Annotated in this window: 13 protein-coding genes; 7 read left to right on the top strand and 6 right to left on the bottom strand. The window is 40.3% G+C overall.

The window, feature by feature from the left end; genetic code table 11:
- Positions 1-562: 562 nt before the first annotated feature.
- The 3 genes from KXV15_RS11085 (at position 563) to KXV15_RS11075 (ending at position 10,202) form a co-directional block, all read left to right on the top strand.
- Complete coding sequence (locus tag KXV15_RS11085) at positions 563-3,505, top strand: TonB-dependent receptor plug domain-containing protein (protein ID WP_240008248.1); 2,943 nt, start codon at positions 563-565, stop codon at positions 3,503-3,505.
- A 392-nt stretch (positions 3,506-3,897) separates the two neighbouring features.
- The gene (locus KXV15_RS11080) at positions 3,898-6,936 is read left to right on the top strand and encodes a TonB-dependent receptor plug domain-containing protein (RefSeq protein WP_240008247.1); all 3,039 of its coding nucleotides are present in this window, start codon (positions 3,898-3,900) and stop codon (positions 6,934-6,936) included.
- Positions 6,937-7,337: 401 nt separating this feature from the next.
- A complete protein-coding gene (locus KXV15_RS11075) occupies positions 7,338-10,202 on the top strand; it encodes a TonB-dependent receptor domain-containing protein (RefSeq protein WP_240008246.1) in 2,865 nt (954 codons plus the stop codon).
- Between the two features lie 420 nt (positions 10,203-10,622).
- Here KXV15_RS11075 and sppA read toward each other — a convergent pair whose 3' ends face one another.
- A complete protein-coding gene (gene sppA, locus KXV15_RS11070) occupies positions 10,623-12,377 on the bottom strand; it encodes a signal peptide peptidase SppA (RefSeq protein ID WP_240008245.1) in 1,755 nt (584 codons plus the stop codon).
- A gap of 158 nt (positions 12,378-12,535) precedes the next feature.
- The gene (locus tag KXV15_RS11065) at positions 12,536-13,951 is read right to left on the bottom strand and encodes a methyl-accepting chemotaxis protein (protein ID WP_240008244.1); all 1,416 of its coding nucleotides are present in this window, start codon (positions 13,949-13,951) and stop codon (positions 12,536-12,538) included.
- 145 nt (positions 13,952-14,096) lie between these two features.
- Between KXV15_RS11065 and KXV15_RS11060 the strand changes: the two genes are divergently transcribed.
- The gene (locus tag KXV15_RS11060; RefSeq protein ID WP_240008243.1) at positions 14,097-14,969 is read left to right on the top strand and encodes an S-methyl-5'-thioadenosine phosphorylase; all 873 of its coding nucleotides are present in this window, start codon (positions 14,097-14,099) and stop codon (positions 14,967-14,969) included.
- A gap of 571 nt (positions 14,970-15,540) precedes the next feature.
- Entirely contained in the window at positions 15,541-16,599 is a 1,059-nt protein-coding gene (locus tag KXV15_RS11055; RefSeq protein ID WP_240008242.1) for an acyltransferase family protein, read from the top strand.
- Positions 16,600-16,642: 43 nt separating this feature from the next.
- On the opposite strand, the gene KXV15_RS11050 is transcribed toward KXV15_RS11055, so the two are convergent.
- From KXV15_RS11050 to KXV15_RS11035, 4 genes are all read right to left on the bottom strand, one after another.
- A complete protein-coding gene (locus tag KXV15_RS11050; RefSeq protein WP_240008241.1) occupies positions 16,643-18,718 on the bottom strand; it encodes a S46 family peptidase in 2,076 nt (691 codons plus the stop codon).
- Positions 18,719-18,838: 120 nt separating this feature from the next.
- Complete coding sequence (locus KXV15_RS11045; protein WP_240008240.1) at positions 18,839-19,915, bottom strand: DUF2817 domain-containing protein; 1,077 nt, start codon at positions 19,913-19,915, stop codon at positions 18,839-18,841.
- Positions 19,916-19,917: 2 nt separating this feature from the next.
- Positions 19,918-20,895, bottom strand: coding sequence for an N-acetyl-D-Glu racemase DgcA (gene dgcA, locus KXV15_RS11040; protein WP_240008239.1), 978 nt, complete (start codon positions 20,893-20,895; stop codon positions 19,918-19,920).
- Between the two features lie 68 nt (positions 20,896-20,963).
- Complete coding sequence (locus tag KXV15_RS11035) at positions 20,964-21,944, bottom strand: CE1 family esterase (protein ID WP_240008238.1); 981 nt, start codon at positions 21,942-21,944, stop codon at positions 20,964-20,966.
- A 126-nt stretch (positions 21,945-22,070) separates the two neighbouring features.
- Between KXV15_RS11035 and KXV15_RS11030 the strand changes: the two genes are divergently transcribed.
- Positions 22,071-23,270: an MlaE family ABC transporter permease gene (locus tag KXV15_RS11030; RefSeq protein WP_240008237.1), complete on the top strand. Its 1,200-nt coding sequence runs from the start codon at positions 22,071-22,073 to the stop codon at positions 23,268-23,270.
- Complete coding sequence (locus tag KXV15_RS11025) at positions 23,267-24,064, top strand: ABC transporter ATP-binding protein (protein ID WP_240008236.1); 798 nt, start codon at positions 23,267-23,269, stop codon at positions 24,062-24,064. Before KXV15_RS11030 ends, KXV15_RS11025 begins: the two co-directional genes overlap by 4 nt.
- The last annotated feature ends 27 nt before the right edge of the window (positions 24,065-24,091 follow it).

The raw sequence follows: 24,091 nt of genomic DNA, 5'->3' as shown, positions 1-24,091 counted from the left end.
AATTATTAAACATGAAAAAATGTAAAGATAAAAACATGTTAATCTAAGGCAATTGAAACCATACTTCTTTAAAAGTTTCAATACGCCCAATGCACGTATATCTATAGTTTATTAATTTTTATTTCAACCGAAATATAGTTATTGCTAATGATGACAAATGATAGAGATTTGTCACATACGAATCTAAATTCCTGTGTGAAATGAAATTTGCAATCAAACCTTGATACCATTTTGCAATAAGGCAAAAAATGCTAAACACAACGAATAATATTGCTTAAAGCAATAACAATTGTTGCAAATTCGTAACAAATCACTTTTAAATTTACTCATTTGTATAAAAACATTTCATATAACTGCGATTAATACTTGTAAATTTTGCGCACCAACCATTACTAAAGTTTAATCACGGAACTTGTTAGTTTGGCGATATACATTGCTTTTTTGTAAATTCTTCAATTAAGCAGGTTTCCATTGCTGTATTATGATTTAATTTTAATCTTAAATTACCAATCCTGTGACGTGGTTTTGGCTCTTTATATTAGACGGGAGAATTGAATTGACCATGAAATTTAGAAAAGCTGGTCTTTTAGGTACAAGCTTTGCTGCAATGATGCTTATGCTTGGTACTAGTGCTTTTGCACAAGAAACGAAAAAAGAAGACAGTAAAGTTGAGAAAAAAGAAGAAGCAGTAAAGAAAGACGAAAGTGTCGTAGTTGTTACTGGTTCTCGTATTCGTCGCAACGAATTCAACTCAACATCTCCAATTCAGGTAATTACTAACGAAGAATCTGTACTAAAAGGTGATGCAGAAACTTCTGACGTAATTTACGGCTCAACTACTGCAGCTGGCGCACAACAGGTTAACTCAACATGGAATGGCTATGTTGTTGATGGTGGCCCTGGCGTTAACACAGTAAGCTTGAGAGGACTTGGTGCTACTAGGACTCTTGTTCTTGTAAACGGTAAGCGTATGCCTCCTGCTGGTGTTCGTGGTACTGTTGCCGCAGTTGATTTGAACACCATTCCATTCTCTATGCAAAACCGTGTTGAGTTCCTAAAAGATGGTGCATCAACTGTATATGGTTCTGAAGCTGTTGGCGGCGTTGTTAACATCATTACCAACACCAACCAAAAAGGCGGCAAAATCGGTGCAAAAGCCTATGTCACCCAAGACGGTGGTGGCGAACGTTATGGCGTTGACGGTTCATATGGCTGGAACTTTGATCGTGGCAACGTAATGATTGGTGGCGAGTATTACGAACGTAAAGCACTTACAGCTGGAGATCGTGATTGGGCACAATGTCAGCAAGAATATGCATTCAACCCTACAACTGGCGCTCGTGCCGACCTAATTGATCCTGCAACTGGTCAATATAAATGCTACAACCAACTTCAAGGTCTTGTAAGAGTTTATTCCGGTGCAAATGCTGGTGAATGGGTTCCTGACTCTACTTCAACTGGCCCAATTCCGGGTTGGAAAAAAATCGGTACTTCGACTGGTGGTTCATCAGCAACTCCGACAGCACAAATTTTGCTTCGCCCGTTCAAATCATCTAAAAATGATGAAACAACTGTAGTAAACCCTGTTAAAACTACATCTCTATACGCATCTGGTCGTTATCAACTACCATTTGGTGAAGATTTGGAAGTTAAAACTGATTTAATCTACAACAAACGTGAATCAGAATTCCGTTCACTTCGTCAAATTTTTGCATCTCCAGTTACAACTTCTTGGTTAACTGCACCGGGCGCATCTTATAACCCATTTGGTGGTTATGCAGCCCCAGTTGCATTATTTGACTTCAACAACGACCAATCAATTGACACTTACCGTTTCAATGCTTCTATTGGCGGTGGCTTTGGCGATTTATTGCCTGCATTTGCAAATGATTGGGAATGGGAAATTTACGCGCAAACCGGTAAATCACACGGTAAATACGGTCAAGACGTAATTAAATATGATGAGTTCCAACAAGCAATCGTTGGCTGTCCTACTGGATCAGGCGCAGGTTGTGTTCCATTTAACTGGTTGAACGCAAACAGTGTTGCAACTGGCGATTGGGACGCGGCGCAAACAAAATATTTCTTTGCGCATGATGTTGGTAAAACTGATTACGAACAAAATATCGTAGAAGCATCTATTAACGGTACTGCATTTGAACTTCCTGCAGGTCCTTTGAAATTTGCAGCTGGTTTACATTACCGTGAAGAGTCAATTGATGACCAACCAGGTCCAATCACTCAAGATGGAAACCTTTGGGGCTCAACTGGTGCGGGCCGTACAAAAGGAACAGACAATGTTAAAGAAGGTTTCTTGGAATTGGATATTCCGGTTCTTGCAAAACTTCCTTTGGTTGAAAAGCTTGATTTGAACCTTTCTGGACGTCAATCTAAATATAAATCTTACGGATCAAATGGCGTATATAAAGCTAATTTAAATTGGCAAATTACTCCAGAGTTCCGTTTCTCTGCTTCACAAGGCACAAACTTCCGTGCACCAGCACTTTATGAATTGTTCCTTGCAAACCAAACTGGTTTCTTAGGTCAAACTTCTGTTGACCCTTGTATTGAATGGGGAGATTCAACAGATACTGAAATCAAAGCGGCTTGTTCGGCTATTGGTCTAGACCCTGCATACCAAGGTGCTTATTCGTCTGCCCTTATTATCACTCAAGGCTCTCAAGGTATTCTTAAACCTGAAAAAGCTGACAACTGGGATATTGGCTTAACTTGGACACCAAAATCTACAAATCTTCGTATGCGCGTAGATTATTATGACATTACAGTTAATGACACTATCACAAAATTGAATGCTTATTACATTCCATATTTGTGCTATACTGGTCGTACTGAACTGTGCAGCAAATTTACACGCGATACAAATCCAACCTCTTCTGAATTTGGTAAAATCACTTCTATTACAACTGGTTACGTTAACATTGAACAGCTAACTAGCCGTGGTATCGATTTAGAAGCTGATTACCGCAAAGAATTCTCATTAGGTAAGTTGACAGTTAACCTATCTGGTAGCTGGATGCTTGAATCTGGCGAAGAGTTTTTGGGTGAAAAAGACGATTATGCTGGCTTGATTTATCAACCAAGCTTCGTTGGTGACGCAACTGTTCGTTTTGATCGTGGCGATTGGACATATACATGGGATATCGACTTTATTGGTAAAGCATCAAACTATGCTTACAATAATGAGCAATATCTTGCTAACTACGGCGTAGAAAACTCAGACCTTGTAGGTTCTATCTACTCGAAAACAACCACTCGAGTTAAACCTTACACTGAAGCAACTATTACTCATGGTTTCTCAGTTCGTTATAAATCTGATGATTGGTCTGTAACTGCTGGTGTTAACAATGTGTTTGATGAAACTCCACCAAACGTTTCTATGAACCAGATTTCTGGTTGGTACACTCGCTTGGGCAACTCTGTTGCTGGTGGTCCTTATGATTTGTATGGACGCACATTCTATGCAAGCTTCCGTAAAAACTTCTAGTTTTTAATCATTTGATTTTAAATAAAAGGCGGCTCTTTAAAGGGCCGCCTTTTTTATATTCCTGAACATGAGTACAAATATTAAATATAGAAACATTGAATCAGACAAAGACTGAAACAAAAAACAATAAGCAACAATTCAATATTTAGTATTTCATATTTTACGCCAACCAATACACACCTTTTTTAGATAGAATTGGTTGCCAAAATGCCAATCTAATAATGATTTTTCTAAATAATGGCAAAATCATGCATTAATTATGGCAAAAATGTGCAGAAATCATGTCAAAAATGTAATGTTTGGATTGACTAAGTAGTAATTTTCTAACAAATTTTTTATTGCAGTGGGGCTTTTTGCCTCAGTGCGGGGGAATATTTTAGGAGAAACCTACATTGGAAAGACAAAACAGACAAAACACACTACGCGGTGCTTTGCTTGCTGGGACCATTATTTCGGGAATGATATTTATATCACCGGCAATGGCGCAAGAAAAAACGGCCGTAAAGAGCGATGAGAACGTAGTTATTGTAACAGGCTCGATTATCCGCAACAAGAACCTAAAAGCAAATGCGCCGATTACAGAAATCAGTGCCGTGCAAATGGAAAAACGTGGCGGAACCACAATTGAAGCAATTGCGCAAACACTTCCTGGTAACGGTGGTGGCGCAATGACCAACGAATGGTCTGCAGGCGGAAACTTTGCACAAGGTGCATCTGCTATTTCATTACGCTCTATGACATCAAACTCAACATTAACAATTGTTGATGGCATGCGCATGGCATACTATCCACTTGCCGATGATGCGACAAGAAACTTTGTTGACTTGAACGCAATTCCTAACATGGTAACAGCGCAAATGGACGTCCTTCAAGAAGGTGCGTCTTCAACATATGGCGCGGATGCCATTGCAGGCGTTATTAACGTTATCAGCCGCAAAGAATATAAAGGCTTAAGCGGTAAAATATACGGTGGCAACCGTTTTGATGGCGGTAAGGCAAACTATGGTGGTAATATATTATGGGGCAAAGGAAAGTTAGCTGATGATGGCTATAACCTTTATTTTGCTGCAGAATATCAACACACTGATGAGCTACATGCTTATGATCTAGACTATCCTTATAATACAGCAAATATGAGCGGTTTATGCGCAACATCAGTTGTTGATGGCAAGCAAACATGCCGTACAAATGGTATTGTAAACGGTTTGCAATTTGACGGCACATTTACTGGCGCAAGCACCGCTGGTACTGGTGTAGCAGTTGTTAGACCATATTTAGGCACTACTCAAAAAGGTGATTACCAATTAATCAACCCTTCTGCAGGCTGTGGTTCTATGACATCTGTAACCGTTGGAACAGCAATGGTTCCTGGTGCGACAGCAACATCTGGTTATGCATCTAACCCAACATTCTGTCAGTTGGATGTCGTAAACAAATACGCGGTTTTGAATCCTGAAAACACTCGTGCATCATTTGCTATGCATGGCGTAAAAGACCTAAGCGATAACCTTCAAGTTCACTTCATGTTTAGCGGCTATCAGTATAAGTCTCACCTTGATGGCACGCCGCAACCTTTAAGAAGCGGTGCAACTGCTGGTCAAGCTGGTACAACATTTAGCTTGAACGCAACCAACAGTGTATATGGTTCTCTAGGTGCATACTTACCAGTTTATGTATGCCCAATCGGTACAGTTACATGTACATCTGCTAATGGCACACTTAACCCTAACAACCCATTTGCGTCACAAGGTTATGTTGCAAGAATCTTCTATCGCTTTGAAGATATTCCTCGTTACACTGAAACCACTGACCAAGTATTCCGCTTTGCTACTGGCATCGATGGAAGTGCGGGTAAATGGAATTATAGTGTTGACCTCGCTGCATCTGACAACAGGCTTACTTATGAGCGTCACGGCGTTCTATATTTAAACCATCTTGTTAATGCCATTAACAGCGGTATGTATAACTTTGTTAATCCGTCTGCAAACACACAGGCAACAAGAGATTATATCGCACCAGTTAATACTCAAAACTCTGTTTCACAGCTAATCGAGTTGAGAGGTATCGCATCAAGAGATTTGATTTCTATGCCTGGCGGTATGTCAACAATTGGTTTGGGCCTTGATACCCGTTGGGAATCTATCTCAAACCGCTCTGCGAACCCAGACCCAATTGGCGGCGATCCAACTATGCGTTGGACTTCTGCGATTAACCCATTTGGTGCAGTTGGTGGACGTTCTGTTCATGCGGCATTCTTTGAATTGAATGCGCCAGTATTAAAAGGCCTAGATCTTAATCTTGGCGGTCGTTATGACAAATACTCAACTGGTCAATCAGCATTTTCACCAAAACTTAGTGGTCGCTGGGAAGTAATGCCAACCTTGGCATTCCGTGGAAGCATCTCAAAAGGTTTCCGTGCCCCTTCAATTGCTGAAACCAACTCTGATCCAACCACAGGCTTTGTTAGCTATACGTCTAGCAACGCTGCTTGGAAGGCGTCACATGGTAACAACACTTATGCTAGTGCATTCAGCATTGGTAAAACAACAATTGCCGCAAAAGACCTAAAACCTGAAAAATCAACTGGTGCATCTCTTGGCGTTGTTTATCGTCCATTGAAAAACATTGATTTGTCTCTTGATTATTACAAAATCACCAAAAAAGATGTTATCATGACTCCATCTGGTTGGGCCGCTGCTGTTGAGGCATTCCTTGCTGGTCAGACCGTTCCGGATGGTTATAAAATTGTTGCCGATGAAGCTGATACGCTTTATCCAAATGCAATTCCACGTGTTGCATATGTTATTTTCACACGCCAAAACTTGGCTGAAATGACCAACTCTGGTTTTGACTTTGCTGCAAATGGTCGCTTTAATCTTTTCAACACTGTGAAATGGAATACTGGGCTTCAAGCATCATATATTTCATATTACAAACAAAAAGATATGGCAGGTAACGTAGAACGCTTTGATGGTACCTTAGGTAATAACGATATTACTTCTGGTTCTGGTACTCCAAAGTGGAAAGGTAACTGGCAGAATACATTTGAATATGGCAACTTCAGCACTACCTTCACAACTTATTACACTGGTAGCTATAACTGGATTGCAATGGACCAAGGCGATACATGGGATCAACCATGTGCTGCTGGCTTGCATACAATCTCTTACTACCGTGATGGTAAAACACCTGTTGTTTGTGAAGTTAAGCCTTTCATTTATACTGACGCTCACTTCGAGTATAAAGTAAATGAAAACTACACTGGATATGTTGATATTGGTAACATATTCAATAACGAAGCACCTTATGACCCTAACTCTTCTTATGGTTCAACTGGTTATGCTTCACGTGTATCAAACTTCAACTATGCCTTCTCTGCGGCGGGTGTAATTGGAAGAACTTACCGAATTGGTATGAAATTCAAGTACTAAGTTTAAATAATTGATTGGCGGGCATAATGAATGCCCGCCATTTTCACTGGCATAAATAACTAATAAGCGTGCAAAAACATTAAAAACATGTACAAAAAACAGGCAATTATTGTATAATATTTACCTGCATATACTAAATTTAATGAACTATGCTTTATTTACAAGAAAGAAACTTGCTTATAATTCCTACATCTTGAGAAAATTATCTTCAATTATAGATATAAAAAACATAAAGATTTAACAAATTGCGACAATTGCGCAACACTTGCGACAAAGTTACGCGAATGCACTTACTTAAATGTAATAAGTAAGTTGACTTAAGTGGCGTTTTCAACAAATTTTCCGCTTTGCAATGGGACTGTATGTCTCAAAGCAGGGGAAAATTTTAGGAGAAACCCACAGTGAAAATAAATTTACACTCTAATAAACTGCGCGGTGCATTGCTTGCAGGGACCATTATTTCCGGTCTAGCAATGGCTATGCCTGCAATGGCACAAGATACTACAACTGGTGATACTGTTGTTGTTACCGGTTCTCGTATTGCTAAAAAAGATTACGTTTCTGCAAGCCCGATTACCTCACTTGGCGCTGCTCAAATCGCAGCTACTGGCTCGCTTACAACAGAAAAAATCCTTAACAACCTTCCACAAGTTGTTCCTGGTTTAACTGCTGCATCAAACAACCCATCAGATGGTACTGCAACTGTTGACCTTCGTGGTCTTGGCCCATCAAGAACTCTAGTTCTTGTAAACGGTCACCGTATGACCCCTGCTACAAAAGCTTCTTCTGCAATCGACCTTAACGCAATTCCTGCTGGTTTGATTGAAAGAGTTGAAGTTGTTACTGGTGGCGCATCTGCTACATATGGTTCAGACGCGATGGCTGGTGTTGTTAACTTCATCATGAAAGATCACTTCAATGGTCTTCAAATTTCTGGCCAATCAGGCATTACAGAAGTTGGTGATGGTGCGTCTTATGACATCTCAGCAATCTTAGGCACTGACTTTGCTGATGGCAAAGGTAACATTACTGCTTATACATCTTACTATAAACGTGATGTAGTTCTTGCTGGTGAACGCGATTGGGCGAAATATTCAAATGCCGGTGGTTCTGCAACTGGTGTTGCTGGTCGTGCTGATAACGTTCCTTTGAACCCGTTTGCATCAACTGCTACTAACGCTGGTTGTCAATCAAACGGTTCTTCAACTAACATTTCATTTACAGCAGCTGGCGTTGCACAAGGTTATTGTAACGATTTCGACATGACCGCTGCGGTTAATGACCGTTACAACTTCTCACCAGTAAACAACCTTATGTCACCTGGCGAAAGAATCTCTTCAGCTGTTTTCGGTAAATATAACTTTACTGATAACGTAACTGGTCGTCTTGAATTGTTCTACACTGACAACCGTCAGTCTAGCCAATTGGCACCTACTCCAATGACTGGTTTGTCTGTTGCAACTGATAACCCATTCATCGACGCAAGCTTTGCATCAATTCTTGCTGCTCGTGCAAATCCAAATGATAACTTTGTTTTCCGTAAACGTATGGATCAAGTTGGCGCACGTATTCAAGACCACAACAACAAACAATTCCAATTCTTCTCTGGCATTGGTGGCACAACTGCAACTGGCTTTAAATGGGATGTAAGTGCTTCTTACGGAAGAACTGAATTCAGAGACGCAACATATAACGACGTTTCTCGTTCAAGAATGATTGCTGCTACCCGCGGCACTAGCCAAGGCGCAACTACAACTTCTTGCGGCGCAGCGGTTCTTGCAATCTTCCCAACTTGCGTACCATTTGATTTGTTTGGTGCAAACTCTGCTTCAGAAGCAGCAGTTAACTTCGTTCGTTTGAACTTCAGCGATACAACAATCTTTGAACGTACAGTATTGAACGCAAACATTGGTGGTGACCTGTTTGAACTTCCTGCAGGCTATGCAAGCTTCAACGTTGGTGCAGAATATCGTAAAGATGATTTCGCATTCGAACCTGATGCTGCTCACGGCTCTGGCGACATCTTCGGCTTCAACGCTGAACGTCCGGTTTCTGGTGGTTATGACGCTACTGAATTCTTCGGTGAGGCAACCTTCCCTCTTCTTGCAGATCTTCCGTTTGCTCAAAAACTTGATCTTGAAGTTGGTGGTCGTTACTCAAACTACTCATCAGTTGGTGAAACCACTGCATTCAAAGCAGGTTTACAATGGAAACCTGTTAATGACTTGTTGGTTCGCGCAATGTATCAGCAAGCAAGCCGTGCACCATCTGCGTTTGAATTGTTCCAATCTGGTGACCAAGGCTTCCCTCAATTCACCGATCCTTGCTCAACTAAAAACGTAAACAACGGTGCATCAAGAACACTTTCTGCTCAAACAATTGCGTTCTGTACTGCTCAACTTGGTGTAAACCCTGTAACTGTTGGTTTCGTACAACCTAACTCACAAATCGAATCATTCTCTTATGGTAACAAGCATCTTGATGCGGAAACCAGCAAGACTTTGACTTTGGGTGCGGTTTATCGTCCTTCTTATGTACCAGGCCTAGCCGTAACTCTTGATTACTATGACATCAAAGTTGAAGACTATATCGGTACTAAATTCGGTGGTGCTTCTGGTGTTGTTAATGCATGTTTCGCATCTAATGACATGAACTCAACTGCATGTTTCGATTCTGATATCGGTCTACCTGCGATTTATCGCGACTCAACTGGTGAGCTTAAAGTTAGAACTTCATTGGGCAACGTTTCAGCGCTTCAAACACAAGGTGTTGACTTAAGCGTTGATTACAAACTTCCACTAGGTTGGTTGGTAAAAGACAGCAAAATCTTTGACGACAAAATGTCTGTGAACTTGTTGATGAACTACCTAAAATCATATGAGTTGGATGGTATTGAATATGCTGGAACTATTGGTTCATACAATATTTCTGCAACATTGCCTGAATACAAAGCAACTCTTTCTCTAGGTTACAACATCGGTGACGTTAAACTTACCGTTAACACCACTTATTACGATAAAATGGAAAACCAAGGAAACCTACCTGTATTTGAAGATGGTGGTTACATTGGTACTGATGCTTATACTGTTACAGATGCGCAAGCACGTTGGGCGGTTACACCATCTACAGATCTTATCTTTGGTGTTAATAACCTATTCGACAAAGAACCACCTGTATTTGATAACTCTCCAGATGGTAACACTGATCCAAACGCATTTGACGTTTTGGGCCGCGCTTACTACATGGGCTTCAAGCTTAAATTCTAATAGAATTATCAAAAACTATAATTTCGGCGGGGAAAATTCCCCGCCGTTTTTATTTGGGTGCGGTTATTTGTATGCGGAATGCTTTGCTTTTATAAATTAAGGCTTTGCTGAATATAGAACTCTGAATGCCGTTGGTATTATATCCGGTTGGTTTGCCTCTGCCCTAAAGGCTAATCATTATCCACACGCAGATATGTGGGTTTATAGTGCCGCCTAAAGGAGGCATTGCCAGACATGTTGATGGCAATAAAACCCAAATCTAAACCACTCAACGCATTTTATAAATGCTATCCATTTCGTACCCAATGATAGCGAATGATAGCGTTTGATAGTGTTATTCGCCCCCTCCCCAATATTGGGTATGGCGCAATAAAAAAGGCGGCACATATGCGCCGCCTTATTCAAAACAATTAAAACCAATTATTTAACGCGCATATATTCCTTTGCCTGCACCTTATTGTCATTTGCAGCGTTGATGTCGGTCAAAACCTCATTAAGACGGGCATCACCGAGGAATAAGCCATAAACCGCTGCTGCACGCGCCGCTTGGGTATTAGAGCCAAACATAGACGCAAGTGCTTTGAACGGATCTTCTGGAACCGGATATTGTTTAAGAGTAACGGTTTTATTCTTATCAATACCTGCAAGTGTTTTGGCTTCGTCAATTGCGGTCATTAAACCACCAACTTTATCAACCAAACCAATACCTTGTGCTTGTTGACCTGTCCAAACGCGACCTTTGGCTATTTCTTGCACTTTTTCAATAGGCAGCTTACGACCAGCGGCAACCTTGCCGGTAAATTGCGTATAAATGCGCGCCATAGCGTTGTGGAAGGCCTCGCGTTGCGAGTTGGTGAAAGGCTCCGCACCAGATAGTGCAGTTGCATATGGGCCACCAATTTGAATAGAGCTTACGTTAATGCCGGTATATTTATTCAATGCGCCATTAACCGCCATTTTACCGCCCAAAACCCCGATTGAACCGGTAATAGTTGTCGGCATAGCAACGATTTTATCAGCACCAGCAGAGACATAATATCCGCCAGATGCCGCATATGCCCCCATTGAAATCACAACAGGCTTTTTCTTGGCTTTGGCACGCTCAACAGCAGCCCAAATCTGTTCCGAGCCGATTGCAGACCCGCCAGGTGAAGAAACACGGAAAACAATCGCCTTAATATCATTATCATCGGTCGCATCACGAATTGCAGCAGTAATTGCGTCAGAATTCATGATTTGCTCTTTACTAAATAATGATTGTTGGTCTGGGCCGGTAATAATCGCCCCTTCCCCGTTTATAACGGCAATAGATGGGCCAGATTTTGGCGATGGCGAATAATCAGCAAAATCGAGCGCTTGCGCTTTGCCTTTTCCACCTGCTTGTGAAATTGCAAAATCAAGTGCCTCTTCTGGCATACCAATGTGCGTAATCAATTTTGCTTGCAATGCTTGTTCAGGTGTAAGCGGTGCAGCATCCAAAGTAGTCTTTAATTTTTCAATTTCAACTTTTCTGTCAAACGCAATATCGGCAAGGAATGAATTATAAATGCTGCTTAATAATGAAGTTGTCGCTTCACGGTGAGCCTCGGTATAGTCTTTTTGCGTATATACGTTGGCAGCATTTTTATATTCATAAAATTGCTCAAATTGAGGAACAATCCCAAATTTTTCAAACAAACCGCCATAGAACATAGTTTCAGAAACTAAGCCGGTTGCAGTAAAATCAGAGCCTTCCTGCATCCATATTTCTTTTGCGCTAGAAACAGTTGCATAGTTTGAAAGCGTTGGCATTTCAAAACCTTGGGCATGTGCAACCACAAATTTTCCAGAATTTTGAAAATCGATAATTGCCTGACGAATTTCTTCTGCATGTGCTGGTGCAATACCGGCTTCCGGTGCACGGATATAAAGACCTTTTACATTATTATCAGATTGCGCAAGATATAATTTATTGACCACGTCAACCACCGCGATACTGCCATCCATTGACGCGAATGGGCTTGCGGGTTTTTGGTCAGTAATTTGTTTACGTAAATCAAGAACTAGGACTGAATTACTAGGCGTTACAGGTTTTGATGAGCCAGCCGCACCAGCAAGTAAAATAATCGGAAGTATTACAAAAAATAAAATCAAGCCGACAAATACGCCAGCAATAGTAAAGAGAAACTGTTTCAACCAAACCTCCTGAAATGTTGGTCGATATATTAATTACAAGCGCTTAATTGCATAAATATACAACTTAAGCAAATCTAATTTAATTTAATTTTGTGCTATGCACAATTTATTGCGCACCTGTTGTATATAGTATCAAATTTTGCTTTTTAAAGCACAGTTCAGGCCTTGATACCTATGCGCAAACCACCCCAGTGGCGACCATCGACAAAAATCGGTGCCGAAACATCTTTCATCATGACATAATTGCCATTACCCATGTCGCGGCGATATGCTTGAACAAGCGGTTCACCTTGATTTTGACCAGATTTTAGACCAACTTTATCATTAAAAATTCTGCGATTTCTGCAATTTGCCGCATTCCAAGCAGGATCACCAGCTTTTTGTGGCAACGAAAACTTCTTATTATGGGTTGGCAAATATCCATTCTTGTCAATTGCCGCACAGAATACGATATTTTGGTTACGCTCAAGCATTTCTTCTTGTATTTCGGTAAAATACTTATCAGTCAATGGAAGAAACTTGGTTGTATATTGAAGTGGATCCGAGCCTTTAATTTCAATATAATTGGTGTCAAAGACATCAGTGGCAGAAATTTCGCCATTCGCTACAGCATTTTCAAGAATTACCGCGAGCTTGGTTGCGGCCTCGGATGCAAAAGAAATAAACTCACTATCAACACTTGCGCCACCAACTGATGATACAATTTGCATGATTTTTTCGCTAATGTCTGAAACGCCTTCTAAACGTTTTCCGGCGTCAATCATAAGATTATCAACGACCTTAACATCACTTGTAAGTTTGTTTAATTCACTTACTACGCCTTCGGTAGAAGCTGCATTATATGCCGCAGTGTCAGATATTTCTGATACAATATTTTGAATATTGTTGAACGATTGCCGCAAACCTTCCAAAGATTCACCGGCATCCCCCATTTCGCCTGACATTGTCTTTGCCAAGATTAAATCTTCTTGACTTGATGCCTTTAATCCAGAAATTTCTGAGGTTAACAAACCAACAGTTGATTGAATGTGCACAGATGATTCACGTGTACGGTTAGAAAGCATCTTAACCTCTGCGGCAACAACCGCAAAGCCGCGCCCCGCCTCGCCTGCCCTTGCTGCTTCTATATTTGCATTCAAAGCAAGTAGATTAATGTTTGATGCAATGGCTTCGATTGATTTTGCAATTTGGTTTACATCATCAAGAAGTCGCGCAAGCTCATTAACCCTGTCAGCAGATTGCTGCGCACTATTCGCCCATGTATTCATGGCTTCGGTTGCATGCGTAATACGTTTATCTGTATCCACAGCAGAGTGTCTAATAATCTGTTCTGCATCTTTAAGCTTCTCACTCATCATGAGATTTTGCTTGGATACATCTTGTGTCGAAGAAGAAATACTCACCAATGTTGCCGTTTGATGGTTGTGCGAACGTACAACTTCTTCAACTGCACCGCTTACAGAAACTAATTCAAGCCCCAAAGGACCGCTGATTTGTGAAATATCATGAATTGCTTGTGCCAATTTAGTATCATATGCATTAGTCATTTCTTCTGTATTCAAACTATTTGGCATATGCATATTCACTCTCCTTATTGGCAATATCTTTTTTTCAAAGTATTAGCTTATTGGTATTAATCATCATTTTAGCTTCATGGTAAAAATATACCCACTTACTTTGAAGTAATTTTATTAAAATTAGCTTAAGTTGTGTAAAAAAATGACCTGGAAATTAGGAATTATTGGTGGCTCTGGCCTTTATGAAATCGATGGGCTTAAAGGCGAATGGGTTGGCATTGAAACTAATTTTGGGTCACCATCTGACGACCTCTTTATTGCCGATTTGAATGGTCAAGAAGTCGTTTTTTTACCAAGGCATGGCCGCGGTCATAAATACACCCCAAGTTCAATTAATTATCGTGCCAATATTGAAGCATTAAAAAGGGTTGGTGTTACCGATATAGTTTCACTTTCTGCCGTTGGCTCATTAAAACATCGCTATGCACCAGAGCATTTCGTAATTGTTGACCAATTTATAGATAGAACAATTGCAAGGCCAAAATCATTCTTTGATACGGGCTTGGTTGCCCATGTTTCAATGGCGCATCCAGTTTGCGATAGGCTAGTTGAAATGGCTTATGATGCAGCCATAAAGACCGGGGTAACAGTTCACAAAGGCGGTACATACCTCGCTATGGAAGGGCCGCAATTTTCCACCCGTGCAGAATCAGAACTTTACCGCAATTGGGGATGCGACGTTATCGGCATGACCAATATGCCAGAAGCAAAATTAGCGCGTGAAGCAGAAATCCCATACGTTACTGTTGCAATGGTAACAGATTATGATTGCTGGAATGAAGACCATGATAATGTTGATGTTACTAGCGTTATAAAAGTACTTCATCACAATAGTGCCGCGGCAAAGCAACTTATAAAAAATCTATGTGAAGCAGTAAGTGGCACACAAAGAACCCCGTCACCGCATGATTTTGCGCTTGATAACGCAATTATTACAGCGCCATCCGCGAGAGACCCTCTAATGGAGCAAAAGCTAGAGGTAATTTTAAGACGCGTTGGCGCAAATACAAAATAACCCTGAACCATTTCTAGTTCAGGGTTACAATGTCTAAATTAAAAAAATCGGAGAATGCAAAAAACCGATTTTTAATCAGAGCCCGTTTTCACGGTTATTTGAGGGTTCAAAATTTGGCAGCAATAAATAGCTTTGAAATCAATTAATTATTCAGCATCACGCGGGAGGAGGAGAAGCATAAATGCCGATTAACAAAATCCTTCAAACTACAAAATTCATTGCCACCATAGCTTTGTGATAATAAATCACTTGAACCAATATTGACCATTATGCACCGCTAACGTCAATTTTTTCGACAGCATAAACAACATTAACTTTGTTTTGCCAAAATAATGAACTAATTTTGCGTATAATGACTTTTTATTTAGCAAAATCTTGCCATTTATAACAAATTCGAAACTTTCAGTGCCTTTAATTATCAAAAATATCGCTTTAGATTCTTTTTAAGCCTCTTTTTAAAAAGAAATTGTCACATGTTCCCCTTCACATTTTTATAACTCTCTGGTTAAAGTCGTTTCAAGAATTTAAAAATATATATTGAAATCTGATATAATAATTTTGATGGATAAATATGGGGCGGTATCGATCTCTCGACACCTTAAAAGGTTTATGCGCAATTATAATCACCATATATCATGGTTTCGCAATGTTTGGGCGGCACCAATTGCTGCCGCATGGTTATCTTGCAGTTGAAATTTTCTTTATTGTCAGTGGATTTCTAATGATGGCGCGTTTCGACGCCGTTCAGATTTCAAAGACAAGATACAAATCATTTTTCATCAAGCGTTTTTGGCGGATTTATCCGGTATTCTTTGCCGTTACAATTATTGGTGCAATAATTGGCCTATACCGAATATACATTTTTGATTCTTTTGATCGGCAAATAGTCACTTGGGTTCAGGCATTTTTTCTAAATATTCTTGTTTTACCGCATATGGGCGCCGAAGAATTGATTAAAAATGGAACCATTTACCCTTTTGCGTTTCAGGTTTGGACCATTTTTTGGGAATTTATAATTGGCATGGTCTTTCTTGCGTGGGCAAAGTTTGGCGCCAAATCAACATTCACAATTTATACAATTTTGTTCTTCGGCTTTTTCATCGCGATTATTTTTAATCCATGGATTAATTATCATCACCCAAGCCTTAATATTGGATGGAATAACAAAACCTTTTTCTTTGGTGGCGGGCGCGCATTATTAAGTTTATTTGCAGGCATTATCGCCGCAAGATATATGGCAAAACTTCCTGAAAAATACGACAATCTTCTTAAGACACTGGCGATTGTATTATTAATTGTAACCGCATTCTATTTTAATATACGTCGCAACAATTTGTACTTTGAATATATTCTAGCATATATCGGATTTCCGATTATGATTGCCGGCCTTATTAAATTTAAGAGCGTGATATTAAATAATCCGATTGGCGATTTCTTCGGAAAAATTTCTTATTCAATGTTTATGACGCATGGATTTATGCTTACTATAACCAAGACATGGTTTTGGATGTATAACATAAAAGGTGACTTATATATCGGCATGGTATGGCTATTCTGCACTATTTCAATTGCCTATTTAATCTATAAATATATTGAAACCCCATCGGGAAAAATTAAAATTGGCCTATAAAAAAAGCCCCCGTTTTCGGGGGCTTTTATCAATTTTGTGCGTTTTATTTCGCGCCTAATTCTTTGACAAGATAATCAAGGCCATAGATATTTTTTAACGCTTCGGTAATTGCCGCAGTTGAAACAGTTACCGCACGATTCAATCGTGGGTCGAAGGCAAAATCACCACCTAATGAATGGATATTACCGTCAAACACAGCGCCAACTACGCGGCCTTGTTTATCAATCATTGGTGAGCCAGAGTTACCACCAATAATATCATTGTTCGAAGACATATCGAAAACAACGTCTTTATTGATTTTATCTTCTTTAGCGAGCCATTTTGGCGCCATTTCAAATGGGAATGAACCAGTCGCGCGTTCATATGCACCGCCCATTTTTGTATAAGGCGGAACGGTTACACCATTATATGTCCAACCCTGGATTTTGCCATAAGAAAGACGAAGGGTAAAAGTTGCGTCTGGATAAAGTTGATTTCCGTAAACAGCAAAACGTGCCTGCGCAATTTTTTCTGCCGCCGCACTCATTGGGCCATCTACTTCGGCCATATATTTTTCACGGATTGCACGTGCTTGTGGGTCTGTCTTAATCACAAATTGGATTAATGGATCATCGGAGGCATAAACCGCCGCCTTGCCACCATCCAATAGTTTTTTGCGATAATCCAAATCTTCAAGTTTGGTGTTATTAATCAAGCGTCTTGCCAATGCCTCTGGGCTTTCTTTGCCCAAAAGTGTTTTTACATTCGCATCATCAACCGTTAAATATTCACGTGTTTTTGAAAGCCATGTTTCAAGGCCCATAATTTCTTGGTCTTTATAAACAGGAGTTTTTGCCATTAAATTATGTTCAATAGCTTTTAAACCAGCCGCAGAATAGCCAGGTAAACGCTCGGCAGCAGGCTTTTGTGCCTCATCCGCGGCGCGAACAATCATACGTGCCGCACTATAAAGGCTTGAGATTGAACCTGGACGAGCCTCTAAGAAATCAAAAGTTTGATATAGATCTTGTTGTTTTGCGGTTGCTTTCTCAATATCCGCCCACGGGTTACCAATTTTTGCTTTCAAAGCAGGGTCCGCATCAACCTTTGCCCGTAAGTCTTTTTCCTCATTGACTTTAATTGCAAAGAATTCAGGGTCAGATAATGCCCGCATTTGGCCAAAACGTGCTTTGAATGAGTTTTCAATGCCAAATAATAAATCTCCTGCTTCGCGGCGATTATCATCAGATTGATTTACATATTCTGTTAAACGACCACGCAATTCAGAACGAACCAATTGTTGCACAGGTAAAACTTGATCACGGTTAAATTCAAGTTGCTTCACGGTTTTAAGGCGCTGAGTTGAACCAGGGTTGCCGGCAACAAAAACCAACTCCCCTTCTTTTGGCACATCAGTGGTCCATTTTAAGAAGTTTTTAGACTTAACTGGTTTGCCATTTTCATATGCGCGCAAGAATGATGAATCGAGGTTATAGCGCGGGAAGTTAAAATTATCTGGATCGCCACCAAAGAAACCAACCGCATATTCTGGTTCGAATACTAGTCTTACGTCATTATAGTTTCGGTATTTATATATTTTATATTCACCACCGCGGTAAAGAGTTACAAGGTCACAATGGTATTTATTCGTATCCAGACCTTTACAAGCATCCTCCTCGGCTTTGGAAATCGCCGCATTGCGCGCGCTTGAGATTTTATCTTGTGGCAATCCCGCAATAGCAGATTTAATTGTTGGGGTTACGTCAATAATCTGCTCAAGAACTTGTGCTTCCATACCTGGGCATTGTTTTTCATCTTCGCGCTTGTAGGCAAAAAAACCATCTTTTGAATAGTCATTTTCCTTTGTAGTAAGGTTAGCGGTACATTCAGCACTGCAATGCCAATTTGTAAGAATTAGGCCATTTTCAGAAACGAAGCTTGCAGAACAACCAGAAGATAAACGGACAGCAGAATTTTGAATATTATTTAGCCATTCTTTTGTAGGCTTAAATCCATATTCCTTTTCAACTTTATCGGATGGGAAATTATCAAATGTCCACATACCTTCGTCAGCTTTGGCATAGGTTGCACTCAAAAGTGCAAAAGCAATAATCGCTAATGACGCAGAAACTTGTTTCATTTTTTACCTTTCAATAAAAATCCAATCAGCCTCCTAATCGGACTCAATATGTAACATTATAACAGCCCAAAAGCGTGGGCAAATTAATTTCGTGCATTTCGCAAAATTTTTATGATAAATTTATAAATTATCCACAGCTTTTGAAATAATTTCCTCGGCTTTATGCCAAACAGAATTATACCATTCCAAATCATTGGGATAAAACGCAGCACGATTTTGTGCGCGCACCATTTCACCAAGTTCGGTATTTAAACCATCATTGTTCAAAAGCCATGTTGCCGCTTGGGTTGCACGAAAAACCGATATAGGGTCAATAGTACCAAATTCTGCTGCTATGAATGATGTCCTATTTTCGCCCAAATGCTTCATCATAGCTATATCGAGACAACCATTTAATTTTGCCGAAACACTGTCCCCTGTTGCACTGGACTTAACCTCATCACCCCATATTTTATGTAGTTTTTCAAAGCCAATGGTGCCATTTGGCAATGATGAAATTAATTCACACTTTCCATAATCACCGAGACCGGTGTGGATATCAATAAAGACAATATTATCAATACATTCAGCGTATTTACCAATGTGGTTTTTAAGTATCAAATGTGACCATGTTGGCGAATTGCCACCATAATAAACACCTGATGGATGGCTATATTGCCCAGCAGTAAGCGCACTTTGTAATTTCTGAAAGCCATTTGAACGGGCATAATTCATAAGGTTTTTAATCGAATAATTTAACCCATCTTCGGACAAATCTTGTGGCACGGCCCAATCTTTAATCTCGTCATAAAGCAAATTTTCCGGTAAATTTGTAAAGTCATCTAGATAATTACGGTTTAAATCCACATTATCTTCGTTGAACCTAACATCCCATGCAAAGCCAAACGGGTTATGTGCATGAACAAACAATATTTTATGTTTATTCGCCCACTGTTTTGCCTTACTCGATTTTAACAAGCCACTTTGTATTGCCGAACCACAATAACCCTCTGGCCCGTGCGTGCCTGAAATAATTACCAATAGGCTTTTTGCATCTTCACTTCCCGCCGATGCAAAATCCATGAATACGGGTTTATAATTGGGTCCTTTGTGCGGGTTTTCAAAACTTTCGATTAAAAACCCATTGTCGTTTGCAAGCTTTATGAAATGCTGCCTCATTGCAAAATAATCGCCAAGAAACAACGTTCCAATATCCATGCTTAACCCCAAAGTTTTCTATCAGGTGGAGATAAAAAAGCACCATTGTTTTCAAGTGGAAACTCACGATCTTCGGCAAGTAAGAGCGGGCCGTCCAAATCAACCCATTCGGTCATATTAGCCAAAATTTGTGCAGGCGCAGTAACCAAACTGGTCCCAACCATACACCCCATCATGGTTTTTAATCCAGCGGCTTTGGCCATTTTTATTGATTTCAAGCCTTCGGTAAAGCCACCAGTTTTATCAATTTTTACGTTTACAGCATCGTATTTGGAAGCAAGCCGTTCAATATCGGCAGATGTGTGGAATGCCTCATCGGCGCAAATCACAAATGGGCTTTTGATATTTCGTAATTCTTCATCATCAGACGCCTTTAATGGCTGTTCAATAAGGGCAATATTCAAGCCATCACATGCATTCAAAAGACGGTGTAGACCATTAATATCTAGTGCCTCATTGGCATCGATAATAAGGCTGGCGTCATTTCGTACTTTGGCAATTTCAACAACCGATGCAATATCCCCTTCGCTACCAATTTTGATTTTCAGCAATGGGAAATCTTTATATGAAAGCGCCGATGCAACCATTTTATCTAGTTCATCAATCACGATTGTAATCGCACTAAGAACAGGTTGCGGTGTTGGAAGGCCTGCTAACTCCCAAACGCGTGCCCCTTCCTGCTTTGCCTTTAAATCCCAAAGCGCACAATCAAGCGCATTACGCGCCGCACCATGCGGTAACAAACTTTGGGCACCATCAATTGATACACCCGCCTCTATTTGGCCCCTTACCGCCTCTATTTGTGCCATAACACTTTGTGGGCTTTCACCATAGCGCGGATAAGGAACGCATTCACCCTGACCTATAAATCCGTCTTGTGAAAGCGTTACCTTAACAACTCGCGCCTCAGTTCTTGCACCATGGGCGATTCGGAAAACTTGTTTAAATTTAAAGACATCCTCAACTATATTAAGCTGCATAATTACCCCGCAAATCAAGTCTGAGCATAAATTATGCCACCCTGCAAGCCTCTATAATGAATATCGAACTATTGTTTTGGGTGCGCTTTAAAAAATTTCCAAATTTCTTCACTGGCATCAAATGATTGTGATGGACCATTTCCAACACCCGAACCTTTGCGCCCGCCCGGCCACGCATGACCATTATCTTTTACCAAATAATGCACAACATCATAATTTGAAGGACAAGAATATTTGGTTACATCAACCATTGAATTATAAGATGATTTAACAGGCGATGTGCAATGATTGTTTTTTGCCCAATATTCAGATTGTGCATAGGTATTTGGAATTGTATCAACACTCCATGCCCGACGACCGGGACCACCCGGTGCGCCACCTGCTGGCGGAACATTCTCATCAAGACCACCGTTAATCATCATTACTGCTAATGGTCCCTTTGCCATTGGCTCGTCACCAAAGACCGTGCCGACATCAGTTGCAATAGCCGCAACTTTATTGCTTAGATTCATTCCAATTTTATGGGTCATCATTGCCCCATTTGACATCCCAGTAACATAGATACGCTTACTATCCGCATTCTGGGTGTTAATAAAAACATCAATCAAATTAGAAATAAATTTAACATCATCAACATTGTTTTGCATGGCATATCCGCAACAATGGCTTGCATTCCATGTAAGTAATTTATCGGCTTGGCGCCCACTTCCATCAGGAAAAACAGCAATGAATTTCTCTTTGTCTGCAAGTCGGTTAAAATGCGTCATTCTAATCGCATTGTCGGAATTCCCACCACCACCATGAAGCATGATAACCACAGGCAGTTTTCCACCGCCAGTTGGAATATAATATTGATAAGTACGGGTTTGCCCATCAACTATAATTGAGCCTCGTTGCATATTTTCAATTGGTGCAGCATCAGTAGCCCTTGCACCAAAAACGCGATTGCCAAATTCTCTATTTCCTAAATTTCTACCAAATGGCCCCGCCTGCACATAAAGCGGTGTGATAGAAGCTAAAACCAATAAACCAGCAAAAACTTTACGCATTAGTCAATCCTTTTTTAATTTGATAAATTATTATACGCATTTATACGTAACAAAAATTAAATGCCGTTGTATATTGCTTTTATTTTATATTTTGGGCATCTAATAGGTTGTAATAAGGCAATTAGTATGAATGCGGATGCACAAGCGCAAATAGAGGCTGATATTCAATCAGATAAAGCACGCAACGATGATTTGCCCAAAATCCTATATAAACAGGCCGAAAACTCAATAATTTATCTTATTAAAGGTGATTGGAACAAGAATTCAATTGCAAATGTTGAAGATGAAATTGCACAACTTGAATCAGAAATCATCGCCGCATCAAATGTTGATAAGATTATTATTGATTTAAACAAATGTGGAAACATCGATACATCTGGCGCATTTTTGATTTCAAAAATCCTTGAAACTGCAAAAAACCATGAACGTGAAGCAAAAATAATATGCCAAAACGAAGATTTGTTGAACTTGTTCAATAAAATAAACTCTTATCATTGGGATTATACTTTTGATACGGTTCGTTATACTGGCATCGCCCTATTCGGCAAAAAAGTTTACGATACATGGAAACGGTTTTATAACGAACTTATAAGCTCGCTAAACTTTATGGGGCATACAATTTTATGCTTTTGGAAGGCCGTATTAAACCCAGGGCATATTCGTTGGACACCAACTTTCGCAATTGCCGAAAGCGCCGGTCTTAACGCAATTCCTATTGTTTGCGTCCTTACATTCTTCATTGGCGCAGTGATTTCTTTTATGGGTGCCCAGACCCTTAATAATTTCGGGGCAACAATTTTTACCGTTGATTTGCTCGGCGTTTCCGTCTTGCGCGAATTTGCAGTTTTAATCACCGCAATTATCCTTGCAGGGCGATCAGATTCGGCATTTACGGCGCAGATTGGCTCAATGAAAATGACACAAGAAATTGACGCGATGGAAACGATGGGCATAAACCCAATGGAAATGCTCGTAATTCCGCGTGTTATTGCACTTTTGGTAATGACGCCAATATTGGTTTTATTCGCAATTTTTTCAGGTCTTGCTGGTGGTGCATTGGTTGCTATTTTCTCGCTTGGCCTAAGCCCGACAATGTTCATGTCTCGCCTACAAGAGGTTGGAATTACTCATTTTTGGGTCGGCATGGTTAAGGCGCCTGTATTTGCCTTCATCATTGCAATTATTGGATGCCGCCAAGGCATGATGGTTGAGAATGATGTTATTTCACTTGGCAAAAACACCACTGCTGCGGTTGTACAAGCCATATTTATGGTAATTGTTGTCGATGCAATATTCGCCATGATTTATAATGAGCTTGATGTATGAAGTACGATAACGCCATTACCCCAATTCTTGATATCCCCGATGAGCAGAAAGTCATCTGCCTTAGGGGGATTAAAAATTGCTTCGGAACGAAATGCATTCACGAAAATCTTGATTTAGATGTGATGCGTGGTGAAACAATCGGTCTTGTCGGCGGATCTGGTGCGGGCAAATCGGTATTATTGCGCACAATCATAGGCTTAAACAAACCCACCGAAGGCATGGTTCGGGTTGCCGGCATTGATGTTTGGAATGATGCAAATGCCAAGCAAAGATTACCGCAAAAATGGGGCATAATGTTTCAAGATGGCGCGCTATTTTCTAACCTTACGGTCATTGAAAATGTTATGATTCCATTACGTGAACATACTAAATTGTCCGAAGAATTAATTCTTGAGCTGGCTGAATTAAAAATAATGATGGCTGGTTTAAACCTTGATTCGGCAGAAAAATTACCTTCTGAACTTTCTGGCGGTATGCGAAAGCGCGCTGCATTGGCACGCGCATTGGCGCTTGACCCCGAAATATTATTTCTTGATGAGCCAACAGCAGGGCTTGACCCCATCACTGCTGGCAATTTCGATTCATTATTGAATGAATTACAGGCATCCTTAAATTTAACTGTATTCCTAATCACACATGATTTAGATACATTACGTGATGCCTGTGATAGAATCGCGGTTCTTTCTGATAAAAAGGTTTCCGCGATTGGTACTTTAGATTATGTTCGCGGCAATGCCAAAGGTTGGGTAGAAGAATATTTCTCCGGACCACGTGGCAGGGCTGCATTGGCTTAAATTGGCTTTAAGGGCTAAATTATAAAG

Origin of the sequence: Pseudaquidulcibacter saccharophilus, from assembly GCF_019455445.1 — a bacterium.
GTDB classification, from domain to species: Bacteria; Pseudomonadota; Alphaproteobacteria; order Caulobacterales; family Aquidulcibacteraceae; genus Pseudaquidulcibacter; species Pseudaquidulcibacter saccharophilus.
Note: the sequence above shows the minus strand (reverse complement) of the source record. Positions and strands in the feature narration are given on the sequence as shown.

Bases quoted from the DNA above. Each gene is read 5' to 3' on its own strand.
- KXV15_RS11085 (WP_240008248.1), top strand. From the start codon at position 563: ATGAAATTTAGAAAAGCTGGTCTTTTAGGTACAAGCTTTGCTGCAATG.
- KXV15_RS11065 (WP_240008244.1), bottom strand. From the start codon at position 13,951: ATGCCAAATAGTTTGAATACAGAAGAAATGACTAATGCATATGATACT.
- KXV15_RS11060 (WP_240008243.1), top strand. From the start codon at position 14,097: ATGACCTGGAAATTAGGAATTATTGGTGGCTCTGGCCTTTATGAAATC.
- KXV15_RS11055 (WP_240008242.1), top strand. From the start codon at position 15,541: ATGGGGCGGTATCGATCTCTCGACACCTTAAAAGGTTTATGCGCAATT.
- KXV15_RS11050 (WP_240008241.1), bottom strand. From the start codon at position 18,718: ATGAAACAAGTTTCTGCGTCATTAGCGATTATTGCTTTTGCACTTTTG.
- KXV15_RS11045 (WP_240008240.1), bottom strand. From the start codon at position 19,915: ATGGATATTGGAACGTTGTTTCTTGGCGATTATTTTGCAATGAGGCAG.
- dgcA (WP_240008239.1), bottom strand. From the start codon at position 20,895: ATGCAGCTTAATATAGTTGAGGATGTCTTTAAATTTAAACAAGTTTTC.
- KXV15_RS11035 (WP_240008238.1), bottom strand. From the start codon at position 21,944: ATGCGTAAAGTTTTTGCTGGTTTATTGGTTTTAGCTTCTATCACACCG.
- KXV15_RS11030 (WP_240008237.1), top strand. From the start codon at position 22,071: ATGAATGCGGATGCACAAGCGCAAATAGAGGCTGATATTCAATCAGAT.
- KXV15_RS11025 (WP_240008236.1), top strand. From the start codon at position 23,267: ATGAAGTACGATAACGCCATTACCCCAATTCTTGATATCCCCGATGAG.